Origin of the sequence: Variovorax glacialis (assembly GCF_051216375.1) — a bacterium.
Classification (GTDB): domain Bacteria; phylum Pseudomonadota; class Gammaproteobacteria; order Burkholderiales; family Burkholderiaceae_C; genus Variovorax.
The window spans coordinates 102,581-120,204 of sequence record NZ_JBPJZT010000009.1 but is presented as its reverse complement, the minus strand read 5'-3'; the positions used below and the strand labels follow the sequence as shown (position 1 = coordinate 120,204).

Sequence of the window (17,624 nt, the reverse complement as noted above, 5' to 3'; positions counted from 1 at the left end):
CTACAGGGACAACGCGTTGCTACGTGCAGCAGCGCGTGCTTCTGCGCGTACCGCGTCACGGTTCACGGTGCTGGCAACGATCGGTGCTACACCTGCGTTGGCACCTTCCGCATAAGGGTCGGCGCTGTGTGCAGCGGCCACGGCCTGGCTGCGAACGGTCGGGCGGCCGACGGAGCTGACGATGACAGCCGGCAAGCCGGATTCCGCGCCGTCGGCGTAGGGGTTGTCGGCGCGCGCGGCAGTCACGGCCTCGGCCCTGACCGTGGCGCGGCTGTTGGCCGATACCAGGGGATGCACCCCTTCGTAGGTTTCTGCCTGCGCGCCTGCGGCGGCGAGAAGCGTGAGGGCGGCGGCTGCGATGATCTTCGAGGTCTTCATTTCGATGTCCTTTGACGTGCGTAGGATGAATTCGAACCGGTCTTGGGTGGGCGCCGTCCCCGCTGGGGCGACTACCTCGCTCGGTGGCCTGTTCACCCAGAACAGCGTTGGTTCGCTGTCCCGTGGGCTCGATTCTGCGCCGACATCTAAGTAAAAACCCTAGTCAATCTGAACTGGACCGTTCACGAAAGTGAAACAGTCAAACTGCGGCCGGGGCGGCTTCGCAGTGCCCCGGCGCGCCTCGCCCGTTAGCTGCGCGAAGGATTGTTCGGCTTGCGGTCATACCGGTTCGGCACCCCGTCGTGATCGTTGTCCCATCCACCGGCCTGGTATTCCCAGTGGCCGCCGCGGTCATGCCATTGCGGCGCGCGGTAGGCATAGCCCTCGCGTGCGTGCATCCAGTTGCCATTGCGCCAGACATAGCGGCCATGGCTCCATTCGTAATGCCCCGGGGCCCACACATAGCCCGGCCGCGGCGGCGGCACATGCTCTGTACGAGGCGGCGGAGGTGCCACGCGCACCGAGACCACGGCCTGTGCCTGCGCCGCGGTCGGCACCATCACGGCGCCCAGCGACAACAGGGATGCGGCGCCCATCGCGAAAGTGATTGCGAGTTTTTTCATGGGGACTCCTATGAGTTGTTGGAAGCTTCATCCTCCCCGCCCCATGTGAATTGCTTGTAAGCCGCAAGCGAAGTGTCGTGTAGCGGTGTGTCGACCCTTCGTGCCCCGCCTTACCAGGTGTCGACGTACGCTGTGGCCGGTTGTTGCGGTGCCCCTGCCGAAGCGAGCCCTCGCACCAGCCATCCACGCGTGTCGGCCGGGTCGATCACGGCGTCGATCTCCAGCGTCTGCGCCATGTGGATGGCCTCGCCGTTCGCATACTGCTGTGCGACCAGTTTCTTGAACAGGGCATCGCGCTCGGCGCCTTCGGCCGCCGCTTCGAGTTCCTTGCGAAAGCCGAGGCGCACCGCGCCTTCGAGACCCATGGCACCGAATTCGCCCGTGGGCCATGCCACGGTGAAGACCGGCGCATCGAAGCCACCCGCCGTCATGGCCTGTGCGCCGAGCCCGTAGCCCTTGCGCAGCACGACGGCGAAGTACGGCACGCGCAGATGCGAAGCCACCATGAACATGCGGCACACATGCCGCACCTGCGCCTGTGCCTCGATCTCGGGGCCGACCATGAAGCCGGGTGTGTCGCACAGCGCCACGAGCGGCAGTCCGTGGGCATTGCACAGTTGCATGAAGCGCGCCGCCTTGTCGGCTGCATCGACATCGATCGCACCGCCGAGGTGGTGTGGATTGTTCGCGAGCAGCCCGACCGGCTTGCCTTCGATGCGCGCCAGCGCCGTCACGATGCCGGCACCGAAACCTGCGCGCAACTCCAGCAGCGATCCGGTGTCGACGACGCCTCGCATCGCGGCGCGCACGTCGTAGACGCGCAGCCGGTTCTCGGGCACCGCATGGCGCAAGGCGCGCTGGTCGGCGCATTCCCAGTCGCTGGTCGGCCCCTGGAAGTACGAGAGATACTGCCTGGCCGCAGCGACCGCATGCGCCTCGTCCTTCACGAGGATGTCGATCACGCCGTTGCGCGACTGCACGCTGCTCGGCCCGATCTGCTCCGGCGCGAAGGTGCCAAGACCGCCGCCCTCGATCATCGCGGGGCCGCTCATGCCGATGTTGCTGGCCTCGGTCGCGATGATGACGTCGGCGCACCCCAGCAGCGCCGCGTTGCCCGCGAAGCAACGCCCATGGACGATGCCCACCACCGGCACCTTGCCCGACAACCCGGCGAACTGGCTGAAGGTGTGGTTGTTCAGGCCCGCGACGATCGGCATGTCGGTGTCGCCCGGCCGGCCGCCACCGCCTTCGGCGAACAGCACCACCGGCAACTTCAGCTGATGCGCGATGCCGAGCATGCGGTCGGTCTTGTGATGGTTGCGCATGCCCTGCGTGCCGGCGAGCACCGTGTAGTCGTAGGCCATGACCACGCAACGCGACTTCTCGGGTCCGAACTGCCTTGCGTTGATGCTGCCGATGCCGGTCACCATGCCGTCGGCCGGCGTGTTGGCGATCAGGTCTTCCAGCGTGCGGCGGCGCGTCTGGGCCGCAATGGCGAGCGCGCCGTATTCGGTAAAGTTGCCGGGGTCCTCGGCCAGTTCGCAAAGGTCGGCGATGTTGGCGCGTGCGGTGCGGCCGCCCTGCGCGTGACGCTTCGCGACGGCCGCCGTCCGGTTCGCATCGAGCGTCGGCGCGTGGCGATCGATCACCTTTTGCAGATCGGGACGGATCTCGTCAAGATCGCGCTCGGCATGGGCCTCGGCCTCGACCGTGTGCGCATCGACCGGCTCGAGCCGCACCAGCGACTGGCCTTCGACCAGGTAGTCACCGGCTTGCGCCAGCAACGCAACGACCCGGCCCGCGAAGGGTGCATGCAGCAGATGCTCCATCTTCATCGCCTCAAGCACGCCCAGTTGCGCACCGGCCGGCACGATGTCGCCGACGTCCACCTCGAGCTGCACGAGTCTCGCGGGCATTGGCGCCTTGACGACGAGGCCGTCGTCCTGCGACGCCGCGGCCGCTTCGCTTTGCGTTGCGACTGGCCGGGCACTCTTCGATGCCGCGGCATCGATGTGCGCCGCTGCGGCCAGGAGATCGGCCAGATGCGCCTCGACGAAGCGCGTATGAACAGCCTGCGTCTCGAATTCCGGCCGCAGCCCGATCGCACGGAGCAACGAGAGATTGGTCGCGATGCCATCGATGTGGCATTCCTCCAGCGCGCGCAGCGAACGCCGCACCACGTCCGCGAAGCGCGGCGACGATGAATGAACGATCAGCTTGGCCAGCAAGGTGTCGTAATGCGGCGATGGCGCCAGACCGGTGTAGCCGTGCGAATCGACACGCACGCCGGACCCGGCCGGCAGGTCGAAGCGCGCGAGCGTGCCGCCGGATGGCCGCGCATTGCCTTGCGCGTCGAGCGTCTCCGCATTGATACGCCACTGCACCGCGAAGCCGCGCTGCGCCGCGGTGCGTTGCGTATCGATGCCCAGGTCCGCCAGCGTCTGCCCGTTCGCGACGCCGATCTGGAGCTGGACCAGGTCGAGTCCCGTGACCGCCTCCGTCACCGTGTGTTCGACCTGCAATCGCGGGTTGGCCTCGATGAACACGAAAGGCAGCGCGGTCGAATGTTCATCGACCAGGAATTCGAAGGTGCCGAGGCCCTGGTAGCCGACCGCCTTCGCCATGCGCAACGCGGCCTGGGTGACCTGCTCGCGCAGCGCCTCGGGCAATGAGGGGATCGGTGCGATCTCGACGAGTTTCTGGAAGCGCCGCTGCAGCGTGCATTCGCGCTCGCCCAGGCTCGACACCGCCTTGCCGTCGCCGAGCACCTGCACTTCGATATGGCGCGCGTTGCGCATCAGGCGCTCGATGTACACGCCCTCGACACCGAAGGCCGCCTTGGCTTCCGACATGCAGCGCGCATGGGCCTCCGGCAGGTCGGCAGCGTCCAACACCGCACGCATGCCGCGACCGCCGCCGCCGCCGATGGCCTTCACCATCACGCCCGCGCCTTCGGCCTGCTGCGCGGCGAAGAACGCCTGCGCCTCGGCCAGCGTCACGGCGCCGCTGCTGCCCGGCATGACCGGCACGTCGCACTGCCCGGCCAGGGCGCGCGCGCGGGCCTTGTCGCCGAACAACGCGAGTTGATCGGGTGTCGGACCGATGAAGCGCAGACCGACATCGGCGCAAGCCTGCGCGAAATCCGCCCGCTCGCTCAGAAAGCCATAGCCGGGATGCACCGCGTCGCAACCGTGTTCGCGCGCAATGGCGATCAACGCCGCCGCATCGAGATAGGCGGACGGCCCCGTGGCGTCCAGCGCGACGGCCGTGTCGGCCAGTTGCACATGCAACGCGGCCGCATCGTCCTTCGCGTAGACGGCAACACTCGCGACGTCCAGGTCACGCAGCGCGCGGACCAGACGCACGGCAATCTCGCCACGATTGGCAATCAGCACTTTCTTCATCACGTGCTCAGTCCTTCAACAGTCGGCGCAGCACCTTGCCGGCGCCGGTGGTGGGCAACGCATCGATGAATCGAACCGTACGCGGCGCCTTGTAGCTGGCCATGTTCTCGCGCGACCAGGCGATCAATGCCTCCGCATCGAGATCCATCTCCGGCTTCTTCACGATGAAGGCCTTGACCACCTCGCCCTTCTCGGCGTCGGCCTGCGCGATGACCGCGGCCTGCGCCACGGCCGGATGCTTGATCAGGATGGTTTCGACCTCCTCGGGAAACACGCTGTAGCCCGACACCTTGATCATTTCCTTGAAGCGCCCGATGAAGGTGAGATAGCCGTCGGCATCGAGCTTGCCCATGTCGCCGGTGTGCACCCAGCCGTTGCGCAATGTGGCGGCCGTGGCCTCGGGCTTGTTCCAGTAGCCCTTGAAGGACCCCGCACTGGTCAGCACGATCTCGCCGACCTCGCCCACCGGCTTGTCCTCGCCGGTGTCGCTGTCGACGATGCGGATCGTCACGCCCGGCACCGCGATGCCTTGCGTGCCCCACCGCGGCGCGTGGTGCGGCGTGTAGGTGTCGCAGGTGTGGGTCTCGCTGAGACCGTAGGCGGCCTCGAAGGAACTGCAGTTCCCTGCGAAGCCCCTCCATTGCTGCGCCAGTGGCTCAGTGAAGGCGATGCCGAAGCTCGTGACGGGGTTCATGCGCAGGCTCGCGAGGTCGAATCCGTCGATGCCTTCCACCTGCATGCAGGCCACGTTCATCGGCGCGATGCTGTACCACCAGCTGACCTTGTAGCGGTCGATCGCCTGGAGCACGGTACGCGGCTCGAAGCGATGCAGCAGCACGGAGGTGGCGCCGGTGAGCACCGGCACGTTGACGCCCATCAGCATGCCGGCGATGTGATAGAGCGGCGCGACCGACAACAGCACGTCGCTGCCGGTCACGCCATTGCAGTCGGCGGCGGCGCGGGTCTTGAAGAGCGCATTGCCGTAAGTCAGCATCGCGCCCTTGGGAAGCCCGGTGGTGCCGGAGGTGTAGGTCATCAACGCGACGTCGTCGAGGGAGACTTCCACCGGCGCCGGCCGATGGCCGCTCTTCATGACCGCCAGAAAGTCCTCGCTGCCCGAAGGCACAGTGCGTGGTTCGCGTCGTGCTGCGACCAGATCGGCCGGCACGTCGATCGTCGCCGCGGCCGGCAACAGGTCGGCATAGTGCACGACGAACACATGCGCGAGCGCACTCGCCGCGCGAACCTTGTCGACCACGGGCATCAGCGACGAAGCCGCGACGATCACGCGCGCCTTCAGGTCGTTGACCTGGTAGGCCAGCTCGTGTTCCTTGTTGAGCGGACCGCTCGGGCACACGATGGCGCCGATCTTCTGGATGCCGTAGTGCGCCACCAGGTACTGCGGACAGTTGTTGAGGAACAGCACGACCGGCTCGCCCTCGCCCACGCCGATCGCCTGCAAGCGGGCCGCGAAGGCATCGCTGGCGGCATCCAGCTCGGCATAGGTGAAGGTTTGTCCGTACCAGATGCAGGCCGGCTGATCGCCACGCTCGCGCGCATGCGTGCGAAGGTACGCGTGCAGCGGCTGCTGCGGGCGGTCGGGAAGCTGGGTTGTCTCCATGGCGTCAGTCTCACAGGGTTATCGATAGGGCCGGGCCGCTTGTCATCGCTGCATGGTGCACCAACAATCCTACCCATGGGTATAACTTCGGCGACACCGCACAAACCCTCTGGGCGCGGCAATACGCCTTCGACGAGAACCGACCTGCCGCAGGGCACGGGCCGCCAGCGCGCCGCCACCGCAGGCACGGACGTGCAGCGCGAGCGCATCCTCCAGGCCGCGGCGCAGCTCTTCGCGGCGCAGGGCTACGCCAACACGACGATGGCGCAGATCGTTCGCGCGCTCGGTGCCACCAAGCCTTTCGTCTACTACTACTTCCGCGACAAGCAGGAGATCTTCGAGACCCTGTCGTGGCGGCCCGCGGTCGACTGCTTCACCGCGATGGACTTCGCCGCCGGCGATACGCGCCCCGCGGTCGAGAAGGTCAAGGAAGGCATCGAGCGACTGATTCGCGCGACGGTGTCGCACCATCCCTGCGCCTTCTTCGCCTACAGGGAACCGCAGGTCTACCGGCCCGAGTACATCGACGCGCAGAAGAAGCTGGCGCATCACTTCTATGACCAGCTCTTTCCTCTGCTGGAGGAAGCACGGCGCGACGGCGATCTCGACTTCGTCGAGACCAAGATCACCGCCTTTGCCGCCCTGAGCCTGCCCGGTTTTCTCTACAGCTGGTACCGGCCCGATGGCCGCCTCTCGCCCGACGAGGTCGTGGCCGAGCTTTCGCGGCTGGCCTGGCGCGTGCTCGGCGTGCGGGCGCGCGGCGTCTGACAGCCGCCCCTTCCGCGACCCTTCTTTCCTCACCACGGAGACAGTCCATGAAGTTCCCCAGCCTGCTTGCGCCCGTCGCGGCCGCGGCCCTGCTCACGGCCGGCGCCGCTCACGCCCAGCAGACCTACAAGATCGCCTACATCGACCCGCTCTCAGGCCCGTTCGCGAACGTGGGCGAACTGATGCTGACGCACACGCAATTCGCGATCGAGGACATCAATGCCAAGGGCGGCGTGCTGGGCGGCACCAGGCTCCAGTTGCTCCAGTTCGACAGCAAGCTCTCGGCACAGGAAAGCCAGAGCGCGCTGCAGGCGGCCATCGACCAGGGTGCGCGCGCCATCGTCACGGGCGGCTCGGGCTCCTCGGTGGTGAGCGCGCTGGTCCAGGCGGTGAACCGCTGGAACCAGCGCAACCCGGGCAAGGAACTGCTGGTGCTGAACCATTCGTCGATCGACCCGGAACTCACCGGCAAGTCGTGCAGCTTCTGGCACTTCCAGACCGATGCCAACACGGCGATGAAGATGAAGGCGATCGCCAACTACATCAAGAAGACGCCGGACGTGAAGAAGGTCTACCTCCTCAACCAGGACTACGCGCACGGCAAGCAGTGGGCCGGCTACGGCCGGCAACTGGTCGGCCTGGCGCGTCCCGACATCCAGTTCGTCGGGGAGACGCTGCATCCGATCGGCAAGGTGAAGGACTTCGCGCCCTACCTCGCCAACGTCAGGCAATCGGGCGCCGATTCGCTGATCACCGGCAACTGGGGGCAGGACATGACCCTGCTGCTGAAAGCCGCCGGCGATGCGGGCTACAACCTGCGCTACTTCAACCACAGCGCGGGTGCGGTGCCCGGCACGGTGCTCGCCGTGTCGCAGGCCGGGCTGGGCCAACTGACCTGGGTGGCCGAGTGGCACCCCGGCGAGGCCGATTCGCCCAAGGTCGATGCGCTCGCGAAAAGCTACAAGGCGAAGACCGGCAAGGACTTCCTGGCGCCGCGCATCGACATGACGCCGCGCCTGCTGGCCGCCGCCATCAACAAGGCCGGCAGCACCGACACGCCCAAGGTCGCCCGCGCCCTCGAGGACCTCAGTTTCGATTCCGTGGTCGGCCCGGTCCGCATGCGTGCCGAAGACCATCAGCTGCTGCTGCCGCAGGTGGTCAACACCATTGCACCGGTCGACGGCAAGACGGTGAAGGTCGGCTGGGAAGGCACGAACTACGGCTTCCGCACCGACGCGGTCTATACCGGCAACGAACTGGCGCAAGGCACGGACTGCAAGATGGCCCGCCCCTGATCGGATCAGGGAATACCCCGGCCTGCCGCCCCCCTCTGCCGTCGAGATACTGCGGGACCCGCACCCGCGGCCCGCAATCGGCACGAGCAAAGGGCATGACCATGGCAGGCAAGAACGCGCTGTATCCGATTCCGCATCCGGCGAAGAAGCCCTTCGTCGGCAACATCCTGTCCATCGGTTCCGACTCGCCGGTGCTGGACATGTGGAAGATCGCGCAGGATCTCGGCGCGATCTACTGGCTCGACATGCCGGGCATGCCGGTGATCGTTGTGTCGTCCGCCGCGCTGGTCGACGAACTCTGCGACGAGAAACGCTTCGACAAGAGCACCAAGGGCACGCTGCGACGACTGCGTGCGCTCTCGCACGGGCTCTTCACGTCGGACACGCACGAGTCGACCTGGTCGAAGCCGCACAACATCCTGCTGGCGAACTTCAGCCAGCGCGCGATGCAGGCCTACCACCCGATGATGCTGGACATTGCCGAGCAGCTGGTGACCAAGTGGGAGCGCCTGAACTTCGACGAGGAGGTCGACGTGGTGCGCGACATGACCGCGCTCACGCTCGACACCATCGGCCTGTGCGGCTTCGGCTACCGCTTCAACTCGTTCTACCGCGAGGGTTTCCATCCCTTCGTGGATGCGATGGTGCGCACGCTGGAAACGGTACAGAACCGGCGTGGCATCCCGCTCGAGGAGTTCATGCTCAAGAAGGAACTCGCGCAGCAGCGCAAGGACGTGCGCTACATGCACAAGATGGTCGAGGACATCGTGCGCGAGCGGCGCGAGAGCGGCGCCGACATCGCGACCAAGCCCGACCTGCTGAGCTACATGATCGCCGGCGTCGACAAGAAGACGGGCGAGCGCCTGGATGACCGGCAGATTCGCGACGAGTGCATTGAATTCCTGATCGCGGGGCACGAGACGACGAGCGGCCTACTCTCGTTCGCCATCTACTTCCTGCTGAACAACCCGGAGGCGATGGCGAAGGCGCGGGCAGAGGTCGACAGCGTGTTCGGCCCCGATTCTTTGGTGAAGCCGACCTATGCGCAGGTCAACCGGCTGACCTATGTGCTGCAGGTGCTGAAAGAATCGCTGCGCATGTTCCCGACCGCACCGGCGATCGCGATGGCCGCCAAGCAGGACACGACCATCGGCGGGCAATACACGATCAAGCGGCGGAACATGGTCATCCTGCATGCGCTGGCGCTGCATCGCGACAAGGCGGTGTGGGGCGAGGATGCCGACCGCTTCAACCCGGACCACTTCAGCCGGGAGGCGGAACGCGAACGGCCGGTGAACGCCTTCAAGCCCTTCGGCAACGGCCAGCGCGCCTGCATCGGCCGCCAGTTCGCCTTGCAGGAGGCGGTGCTGACGCTGGGGATGATCCTGCAGCGGTTCGAGCTGGTCGACCACACGGGCTACCAGTTGAAGATCAAGGAGGCGCTGACGATCAAGCCCGAGGGTTTCAGGATCAAGGCGGTGCTGCGCGATCCGGCGACGCGGCCGCGCGGCGAGGCGGCGGTGCAGGTCGTGCAGGCCACTGCGGAGAAGCCGGCGGCCGCCAGGTCGCACGCGGCACGCCATGGCACTTCGCTGCTGGTCCTTCAGGGCTCCAACCTCGGGACGGCCGAGGACCTCGCACGTCAGCTTGCCGAAGCCGGAGAGATGCGCGGCTTCTCGACGCAGCTCGCGTCGCTCGACGACTATGCCGAGCGCCTGCCCGCCAACGGCGCGGTCGCGATCGTCTGCGCTTCGTACAACGGCGCGGCGCCGGACAACGCGGCCGAGTTCCATCGCTGGCTCGACAAGGCGGACGATTCGCTGAAGGGTGTGCACTTCACGGTGTTCGGTTGCGGCAACACGGACTGGGCATCGACCTATCAATCGGTGCCGCGCCGCATTGACGAGCGCCTCGCGGCGCTGGGCGCCACACGCCTGCATGCACGTGGCGAGGGCGATGCGCGTGAAGACATGGATGGCGCGTTCCAGGATTGGAGCGATGCGCTGTGGCCGACGCTGGTGGCGGCCTTCGATCTCAAGGCGGGCGCGGACACGCCGGCGCAGAGCGAGCCGCTCTATACGCTGGAGGAACTGCCGCCGCCGCAGAAGAATGCGCTGGTCGACGCGCTTGGTGCCGTGCCGATGCGGGTGATCGAGAACCGGGAACTGCAGCGCACTGGCGCCGAGTCGACGGAGGCGCGCTCGACGCGCCATGTCGAACTGCAGTTGCCGGAAGGCGTGAGCTACCGTGCGGGCGATCACTTGAGCGTGGTTCCGCGCAATGGCCCGGCGCAGGTGGAGCGTGCGATGGCGCGTTTCGGCTTCGAGCGCAACGCCCATGTGCGATTGCAGGCGGCGGCGGGTCGCAAGGCGGCCTTGCCGGTGGACGAGGTGATCGCGGTGGACCGTCTGCTGGGCGACTACGTGGAGCTTCAGGACGTGGCGACGCGCAAGCAGATCGCGCTTCTTGCGGCACACACGGAGTGCCCTTTCACGAAGCCGAAGCTGGTGGCGCTGTCGGGTGCGGACGAGGGCTCGGCGGCGCTCTACAAGAGCGAGGTGTTGGCGAAGCGCAAGTCGGTGCTGGATCTGCTGGAGGAGTTTCCGGCCTGCCAGCTGCCCTTCGCGCAGTTTTTGGAGATGCTGTCGCCACTGACGCCGCGCTATTACTCGATCTCATCATCACCGGTGGTGGATGGTGGGCGTTGCAGTGTGACGGTGGGTGTGGTGTGCGGGCCGGCACGCTCGGGGTTCGGCAAGTTCGAGGGTGTCTGTTCGAACTTCCTGTCGCGCGCGCAGGCCGGGGAGGTCGTGCATGGCGTGGTGCGGGAGACGACCGCGGAAGGTTTCCGGCTGCCGGACGATCCTGCACGGCCGGTCATCATGGTGGGGCCGGGTACGGGTCTGGCACCGTTCCGCGGCTTTCTGCAGGAGCGTGCGGCGATGATTGCGAATGGCGCGAAACCTGGAGAAGCGATGCTCTTCTTCGGGTGCCGGCATCCGGAGCAGGATTTCATCTACGCGGACGAACTCAAGGGATGGGCGGATCGCGGTGTGACCCAACTCCACACTGCGTTCTCGCGTGCCGGGGAACGGAAGGTCTATGTGCAGGACCTGATTCGTGAGCAGGCTTCGCATGCCTGGCGTTTGCTCGATGAGGGTGCGATCGTCTACGTGTGCGGGGATGGGTCGCGGATGGAGCCTGATGTGCGGCGAGCCCTCTCCGACATCGCGCGCGAGCATGGGAAGGATGGGAGCGCCTGGATGGATGGGATGATTGCTGACAAGCGCTATGTGTTGGATGTTTGGGCGGGGGCTTAGGTCTATTGCTCGCGCTGGTGGGAGCGCCCGGTAGGCGGTGCGGGCCGGTCGACCCCGCTACGCCGGTCCTTCGGACTGCCCTGCAGTGCTCGCTTCAGGCGGGGTCCGCGCAAACTCGCTTCGCTCAAACACGCGCGGCCCTTTTTCCGCCTGAAGCTGCGCGCTTCGGCGGCGTAGAGGGGTCGCCCAGCCCGCACCACCTACCGGGCTCCGTGAGTGGACAACGGTTGCGGGCGTCTCTAGCGTTGCAGCCTGCGCGCAATCACAACGGTTGCGGCGGACAGTTCCACCACAGCGTCCCAGCGTCGTCGGGCGGTGTGCCCTGTGCCGGCCGTTGAGGCACCGCCGAGCAGCGCAGCGGTGCGCGGAAAAAGGGCCGCGCGTGTTTGAGCGAAGCGAGTTTGCGCGGACCCCGCGTACCGTGAGCAGCGCAGGGAAGCCGCGAAGCGGCCGGTGACGTCGGCCGGCACAGGGCACACCGCCCGACGACGCCACCCGCGGCGTCAAAACAAAGCCTCAGTGAGCCCGAGCAGGATCCGGATAAACCAAAGGCCCAAAGGTCCCCCGATCAAACGGCTTCCACTGCCCCTCAGGCTGAGCGAGTCGATCCGCCAGCGCATACATCACAGCCGGATGCGCCCCCAACCCCAGATGGCTGGCCACCACCTCGATGTTCTCCGACTGCGGCCCCGTCTCTTCCAAACTGCAGCGCCACGCCACCACACCATCGCTCCGGCTGAAGATCGAAGTCGTCGGCATCGACGGTGTCGGTTGAACATGCTTCATGCGCCTCGGGTCTTCCGAACTCTGGCCGCTCACGCCTTCATACACGCGCCATGCATTGGTGGCCCGCGTGCTGCCCGTGAACGGACTGCCCAGCGTGACCACGCTGCGCACGAGCTCGGGATGGGTCGATGCCAGCAGTCGCGCGTACACGCCGCCGAGGCTCCAGCCCACCAGGCTCACCTTGCGACCGCTCGTCTCATGCAGTTCCTGGAGCTTCTGCAGCATGCCGGCCTCCACGCCCTTGCGCGGCCCCAGATTGCGGCCCAGGCCCCATCCGTGCGCGTCGTAGCCGCGACTCTTCAGATAGCGACGCAGCAGCTTCGTCGAAAGATCGCTCGCCACCAGCCCCGGCAAAACCAGCACCGAATGGCCATCGCCGCGAGGCGCCAATTGCAACAGCGGCCACAAGGCCAGGGCCGCGCCGGCCTCCCAGAGGGCACGCGTCTCGGCGAGCAGCAGGAGGCGCGAAGGCGGGGCGATCGGTTCGTGAGCGGCGGTCATCATCGTTGTTTCCTTGTCATTCCTTCGAATATGCGGTCACGCTGACGGTCTGCCAGTCGGACGGCGGCTCATTTATCCGAGGTATTTGCCCCGCAGGTAATCGAGGTAAGCCCTCGATTCGCGCGATACATACGGTGCAATCAACGTGAGCGTGTAGAAAGCAGCAAGGCCCGGGTCGGCCTGCTGCAGGGCATCGCGCCCCGGCACCAGCCGCTCGAAGGACAGCCAGCACGTGGTCGTGAAGACCATCTGGAGCGCCAGCATCTGTGCCTCCTCGGCCGTGGCCTCGATGACGCCGGCGGCAAGCAGCGTCTCGCACAGCGCCTGGGCCGCCAGCAGGTTCTGCGCGGTCAGCGCCTGCGCACGCTCACCGAGCGCGGGGTATTCGCTGGAAAGATAGGCCATGTCGCGGTAGACGAAACGGTATGCGTCGATGGCCTCGAAGCGCAGGTGCAGCGCCAGCCACAGGTCATCGATCGCCCGCACAGTGTCCGACGATGCATTGAGCGATTCAAGCCGTTCCTCGAAACGCCTGAAAAGGCGGTCGACGATGAGCTGCTTGGCCTTGAAGTGGTAGTGCAGGTTGCCGGGACTGATCTCGAGCTCTGCCGCGATGCGGTGTGTCGACACGGCAGCGAGTCCCTGCGCATTGAACAGCGCCAGGCTGGCCTGCAGGATGCGTTCTCGCGTGTTGGGGCTGGCCACGGTCGGAGGATGTGGGCTCGGTCCGCTGGGCCTCAGCGCTTGCGTCGGCCGGCTTCGGCCCGTTCGAGGTGTTCGAGCACCTGACGCATCTGTTCGCGTAGTTCCTGGATCTCCTGCGCGGTCGGCATGCCGAGGCGCTCGAGCGCGGTCGCGACGCGCTGGTCGAACACGTCCTCGAACTTGCGGATGCCGAAAGTGTCGAGGACCGGCGGCTTGCCCATGCCGAGCAAGCTTTCGATCACGTTGGTCTGGCGCTTGACGACGTCGTCGCGCACCGTGCCCAAGGCCTTCAGGCCTGCACGCAGCAGACCCTTGGCGCCGGCCTGCTCTTGCGAGACAGCCGCTTCTTGGGCAATGGTCTCGGGCGCCGCGGCCTTTTTGGGCGCCGCCCGCTTGCGCGGCGCGGCTTTCTTGGCCGGCGCCGCCTTCGTGGCCGGGGCCGCCGGCTTCTTCTTCACGCTGACAGTTTCATCGCGGCGAGTCGCCATGCGTTGCTCCAGAAGGACGTTTCAGAAGATGCGCGGCTGCCCGCGGTGGCGATCAGTCCGCCTTGGTCGCGACCGTGCGAACGGCGCGGCGGGTGGCGGTCTTGGCCTTCGGCTTGGCGGCCTTGACCACCGGGGCGGCTTCCGTCGCGCCCGCGACGCGGCTTTCGATCTGCTTGGCGCCGGCGGCGATCTTGTCGGCGATCTTCACCGACACGTTGGCGATCGGCTGGTTCACGCGGTTGAGGGTCTCGATGACCGACGCGCCCAGGGGGGCTTCGACGCGGGCCACGACGTTGGAGATCGATTCGATGCCGCTGGTGGCGCCGGTGGCGACACGGTCCATCAGGTTGACGACGCGGCTGGTGTCGATGTCGAGACGGTTGGCCAGGAAGCCCGTGACCTTTTCCTGCGCGCCGAGCAGGCGGGCCTTGATGTCGTCGCTCACCATCGGCAGCTCGCGCTCGCCGAGGAAGGCGCTGTAGCGCGAAGCGGCGCCGCCCAGCAGGCGGTGCGCGCCGGTGCGGTAGGCGCTGACGAGGGTCTTGCCGGCGTCGTTGTACTGGCCGACGACGTGGATGGCAGCGGTGGAGATGGTTTGCGTGGACATGGTGAATTTCCTTGAAGTTGATGGACACATGCGCCGGGATTCGGTCCCTGCGACAACTCGCGCCATGCATTCCGACGCGATGGGGTCATCTTCTTCTGAAAGCCCTAGGCGTGAAAAACTAGAACGGTTCGATAGTTAGGCCAACTGCCCCAATTTCCTGCCAGGGCGATGCTACGACGAGAGCCTGCCCGCGCAAGCGCCGGCGCCATCGGGGTTACCCGCTATCGGGGCCTGTGCACATTGGGGATCATTTCCCTTCGCGCCGCGCCCGACGCTGCGCCAAAACGCCAGGAGGGGACACCCATGAAACATCTCAGCGGCCTTGACGCGACCTTCCTGCACACCGAGACACCCGAGACGCCGATGCACGTCGGCGGCCTGCACGTGCTGGAGCTTCCGGCCGGCTACAAGGGCGACTTCTACGAGGACGTGAAGGCGCATGTGCAAAGCCGCATGCACCTCTCCGAAGTGTTCACGCGCAAGCTCGCACTGATGCCCTTCGAGCTGTCGAACCCGGTGTGGGTGGACGACGACGATGTCGATCTCGACTACCACGTGCGGCGAGTCACCCTGCCGCGGCCCGGCACCATGCGGCAGCTCGAACAGTACGTGGCGCGTCTCCATTCGACGCTGCTGGACCGCAGCCGGCCGCTTTGGGAGTTCTTCGTGATCGACGGGCTGCAGGACGGCGGCGTGGCGCTGTACTCCAAGCTGCACCATGCCGGCATCGACGGGCAGGCGGGCGCGGCCTTCGCGGAGGCGATCATGGACCTGACGCCCGAGCCCCGCGCGATCAAGGCCCCGCGACAGATCGCGCGACGCAACCGCTACCAGCTCGGCGTGGCCGAGCTTGCCGGCGCGGCCCTCACCAACACGCTGCAGCAGTACGTCAAGCTGGTGAAGACCTTTCCCGACATGGCGCGCGCGGTGAAGAGCATCGTGGTCCCGCAGCCGAAGAACAGGGCCGGCAGCCTCTGGAAGCTGCCGAAGAACCTCAACCTGCTCGGCCCCAAGACACCGCTCAACGTCGCGATCACCAACCAGCGTGCCTATGCCGTGCGTTCCATCCCGCTCGCGGAAGTGAAGCAGGTCGGCAGGCGCCTGGGCGCGAGTCTCAACGACGTGGTGCTCGGACTCTGCGCGGGCGCACTGCGCCGCTACCTGTCGGACCACGGCAAGCTGCCGAAGAAGCCCTTGACGGCGGCGATCCCCGTCACGCTGCGGGAGCCGGGCGACACGACCTCGAACAACCAGGTCTCGATGACCGTCATGACGCTGGCGACCGACGTGGCCGATCCGATCGAGCGGATCCGGGCCATCGGCGAATCGTCGGCGGCCGCGAAGTCGCTGATGGGCAACATCAAGGCGGCCATACCGACCGACTTCCCCTCGTTCGGCGCGCCTTGGCTGATGTCGGGCCTGGCGTCGATGTATGGCCGCTCGGGCTTTGCGGACCGGCTCCCGCCGGTCGCGAACGTGGTGATCTCCAACGTGCCGGGCGCGCCGGTGGCGCTCTATTTCGCCGGCGCGAAGCTGAAGACCTACTACCCGGTGTCGATACCGAGCCACGGCATGGCGCTCAACATGACGGTGCAGAGCTACAACGGCATGCTGGATTTCGGCCTGATCGCCTGCCGGCGCGCGGTGCCCGACGTGGGCGACATTGCCGACTATCTGGTCGATGAGCATCACGCGCTGCTGGCGAAGGTGAAGGCGTTGGACGCACCAGCGGCAACGGCCGACACGGCACCTGCAAGCACCTCGAGCGAGGCGCCAGCGCGTCCACGCAAGGCGCCGGCTCGCAAGCCCGTGCCGCAAAAGATCGTGGCGCGCAAGGCGGTCAAACGCAAGACCGTCGCGGCTTGAGTCACGGGCATGCTGTACCGTAAGGTGTCGGACGTTCGACACCTTACGGAGGCCCCTGCCCATGACTGCCACCCTTCAACTGATTGGCGCGCCGACCGACATCGGCGCCAGCACCCGCGGCGCCGGCATGGGCCCCGACGCGCTGAGAGTGGCCGACTTGGCGGGCATGCTGGCGCGGATGGGCTTCGAGATCGTCGACCGAGGCAATCTCGCCGGACCCGCCACGCCCTGGGAAGCCCCTGCTGAAGGGCTCCACCATCTCGACGAAGTGGTGGCATGGAACCGGCTGGTGTACGACGCGGTCGACCAGGCGCTGGGCGCGAACCGCCTGCCAGTCGTGCTGGGCGGGGACCACTGCATCGCCGTCGGCTCCATCAGCGCCATCGCGTGGCATGTTCGCCGGCGTGGGCAGAAGCTGCGCGTCCTGTGGCTCGACGCGCATTCCGACGTCAACACCGAAACCACCAGCCCCAGCGGCAACCTGCACGGCATGCCCGTATCCTGCCTGCTCGGCCACGGGCCGGCGGCGCTCACCGGCTGGAGCGGCGAGCGCGCCGCCTTCGAGCACGACGCGATCCGCTTCATCGGCATCCGCAGCGTCGACGCGGAGGAAAAGTCTGCCATCCGCGCGCTCGGCCTCAACGTGTTCGACATGCGCCACATCGACGAGCATGGCATGCGCACGACGATGACCGAGGCGCTGCAGGACGTCGACGAGGACACCCATCTGCATGTGAGCTTCGACCTGGACTGCCTCGATCCGGACTACGCGCCCGGCGTCGGCACCGGCGTGCGCGGCGGACCCACCTGGCGCGAAATGCAACTCTGCATGGAAATGATCGCCGACACCGGCCGGCTCGGTTCGCTCGACGTGGTCGAGCTCAACCCGGCGCTGGACGTGCGCAACCGCACGGCGGAGGTGGCGGTCGAGCTGATCGAAAGCCTCTTCGGCAAGTCGACGCTGGTCCGCTGATTCAGGCGGTGCGTTCCGTCTCGGTCGCAGTCGTCTCGGACAGGTCGGCGCCGGGGTCCGAGATGGGGCGCAACTTGTCGCTGCGGCAGTAGAAGGTCCAGCCTTCGAACATCACGTCGTAGTACGTGCCCGGCAAGTAGGTCCAGTCGGGAGCCTCGTACGGCGCCGACACCACCTCGACGATCCTGCCGACGGCCTTCTGCGTGAGCGGGCTGGCCAGGCAACTCGGGACCACATAGCAGAGCGTTCCGATCTTGATCATCCCCGCAGAATCGCACAAACGGCGCTG

Annotated in this window: 13 protein-coding genes and 3 pseudogenes; 5 read left to right on the top strand and 11 right to left on the bottom strand. The window is 66.7% G+C overall.

Annotated elements, in window-relative coordinates; translation table 11 throughout:
- The 6 genes and pseudogenes from ACSFBL_RS23545 to ACSFBL_RS23520 all read right to left on the bottom strand — a co-directional run bounded on the left by ACSFBL_RS23545 (position 1) and on the right by ACSFBL_RS23520 (position 6,026).
- Complete coding sequence (locus ACSFBL_RS23545; protein WP_435518235.1) at positions 1 to 378, bottom strand: helicase SNF2; 378 nt, start codon at positions 376 to 378, stop codon at positions 1 to 3.
- Positions 379 to 626: 248 nt separating this feature from the next.
- Positions 627 to 1,001 (bottom strand): YXWGXW repeat-containing protein, encoded by a 375-nt coding sequence (locus ACSFBL_RS23540; protein WP_435518234.1) that lies wholly within the window; start codon positions 999 to 1,001, stop codon positions 627 to 629.
- Between the two features lie 110 nt (positions 1,002 to 1,111).
- Positions 1,112 to 2,581: pseudogene (locus ACSFBL_RS23535) on the bottom strand (acyl-CoA carboxylase subunit beta); the annotation flags it as partial.
- Positions 2,582 to 2,704: 123 nt separating this feature from the next.
- A pseudogene (locus tag ACSFBL_RS23530) lies at positions 2,705 to 2,917 on the bottom strand (acyl-CoA carboxylase biotin carboxyl carrier protein subunit); the annotation flags it as partial.
- 192 nt (positions 2,918 to 3,109) lie between these two features.
- A pseudogene (locus ACSFBL_RS23525) lies at positions 3,110 to 4,405 on the bottom strand (ATP-binding protein); the annotation flags it as partial.
- Positions 4,406 to 4,412: 7 nt separating this feature from the next.
- A complete protein-coding gene (locus ACSFBL_RS23520) occupies positions 4,413 to 6,026 on the bottom strand; it encodes an AMP-binding protein (protein ID WP_435518233.1) in 1,614 nt (537 codons plus the stop codon).
- Positions 6,027 to 6,101: 75 nt separating this feature from the next.
- Between ACSFBL_RS23520 and ACSFBL_RS23515 the strand changes: the two genes are divergently transcribed.
- The 3 genes from ACSFBL_RS23515 (at position 6,102) to ACSFBL_RS23505 (ending at position 11,409) form a co-directional block, all read left to right on the top strand.
- Positions 6,102 to 6,794: a TetR/AcrR family transcriptional regulator gene (locus ACSFBL_RS23515; protein WP_435518232.1), complete on the top strand. Its 693-nt coding sequence runs from the start codon at positions 6,102 to 6,104 to the stop codon at positions 6,792 to 6,794.
- A gap of 47 nt (positions 6,795 to 6,841) precedes the next feature.
- Positions 6,842 to 8,089, top strand: a complete 1,248-nt coding sequence (locus ACSFBL_RS23510) for a branched-chain amino acid ABC transporter substrate-binding protein (RefSeq protein ID WP_435518231.1) — start codon at positions 6,842 to 6,844, stop codon at positions 8,087 to 8,089.
- A gap of 95 nt (positions 8,090 to 8,184) precedes the next feature.
- Complete coding sequence (locus tag ACSFBL_RS23505; RefSeq protein ID WP_435518230.1) at positions 8,185 to 11,409, top strand: bifunctional cytochrome P450/NADPH--P450 reductase; 3,225 nt, start codon at positions 8,185 to 8,187, stop codon at positions 11,407 to 11,409.
- A gap of 516 nt (positions 11,410 to 11,925) precedes the next feature.
- Here the strand turns inward: ACSFBL_RS23505 and ACSFBL_RS23500 are convergent.
- From ACSFBL_RS23500 to ACSFBL_RS23485, 4 genes are all read right to left on the bottom strand, one after another.
- On the bottom strand, positions 11,926 to 12,699 hold the full coding sequence (locus ACSFBL_RS23500; protein WP_435518229.1) for an alpha/beta fold hydrolase: 774 nt from the start codon (positions 12,697 to 12,699) through the stop codon (positions 11,926 to 11,928).
- A gap of 69 nt (positions 12,700 to 12,768) precedes the next feature.
- On the bottom strand, positions 12,769 to 13,401 hold the full coding sequence (locus ACSFBL_RS23495; RefSeq protein ID WP_435518228.1) for a TetR/AcrR family transcriptional regulator: 633 nt from the start codon (positions 13,399 to 13,401) through the stop codon (positions 12,769 to 12,771).
- Between the two features lie 32 nt (positions 13,402 to 13,433).
- Positions 13,434 to 13,889 (bottom strand): phasin family protein, encoded by a 456-nt coding sequence (locus ACSFBL_RS23490; RefSeq protein WP_435518227.1) that lies wholly within the window; start codon positions 13,887 to 13,889, stop codon positions 13,434 to 13,436.
- 52 nt (positions 13,890 to 13,941) lie between these two features.
- Positions 13,942 to 14,496, bottom strand: a complete 555-nt coding sequence (locus ACSFBL_RS23485) for a hypothetical protein (protein ID WP_435518226.1) — start codon at positions 14,494 to 14,496, stop codon at positions 13,942 to 13,944.
- 303 nt (positions 14,497 to 14,799) lie between these two features.
- Here ACSFBL_RS23485 and ACSFBL_RS23480 point away from each other — a divergent pair, with 303 nt between their 5' ends.
- Both ACSFBL_RS23480 and rocF read left to right on the top strand, forming a co-directional pair.
- Positions 14,800 to 16,362: a WS/DGAT/MGAT family O-acyltransferase gene (locus ACSFBL_RS23480; RefSeq protein ID WP_435518225.1), complete on the top strand. Its 1,563-nt coding sequence runs from the start codon at positions 14,800 to 14,802 to the stop codon at positions 16,360 to 16,362.
- 61 nt (positions 16,363 to 16,423) lie between these two features.
- The gene (gene rocF, locus ACSFBL_RS23475) at positions 16,424 to 17,335 is read left to right on the top strand and encodes an arginase (RefSeq protein ID WP_435518224.1); all 912 of its coding nucleotides are present in this window, start codon (positions 16,424 to 16,426) and stop codon (positions 17,333 to 17,335) included.
- A gap of 1 nt (position 17,336) precedes the next feature.
- Here rocF and ACSFBL_RS23470 read toward each other — a convergent pair whose 3' ends face one another.
- A complete protein-coding gene (locus ACSFBL_RS23470; RefSeq protein WP_435518223.1) occupies positions 17,337 to 17,597 on the bottom strand; it encodes a hypothetical protein in 261 nt (86 codons plus the stop codon).
- Positions 17,598 to 17,624: the final 27 nt, after the last annotated feature.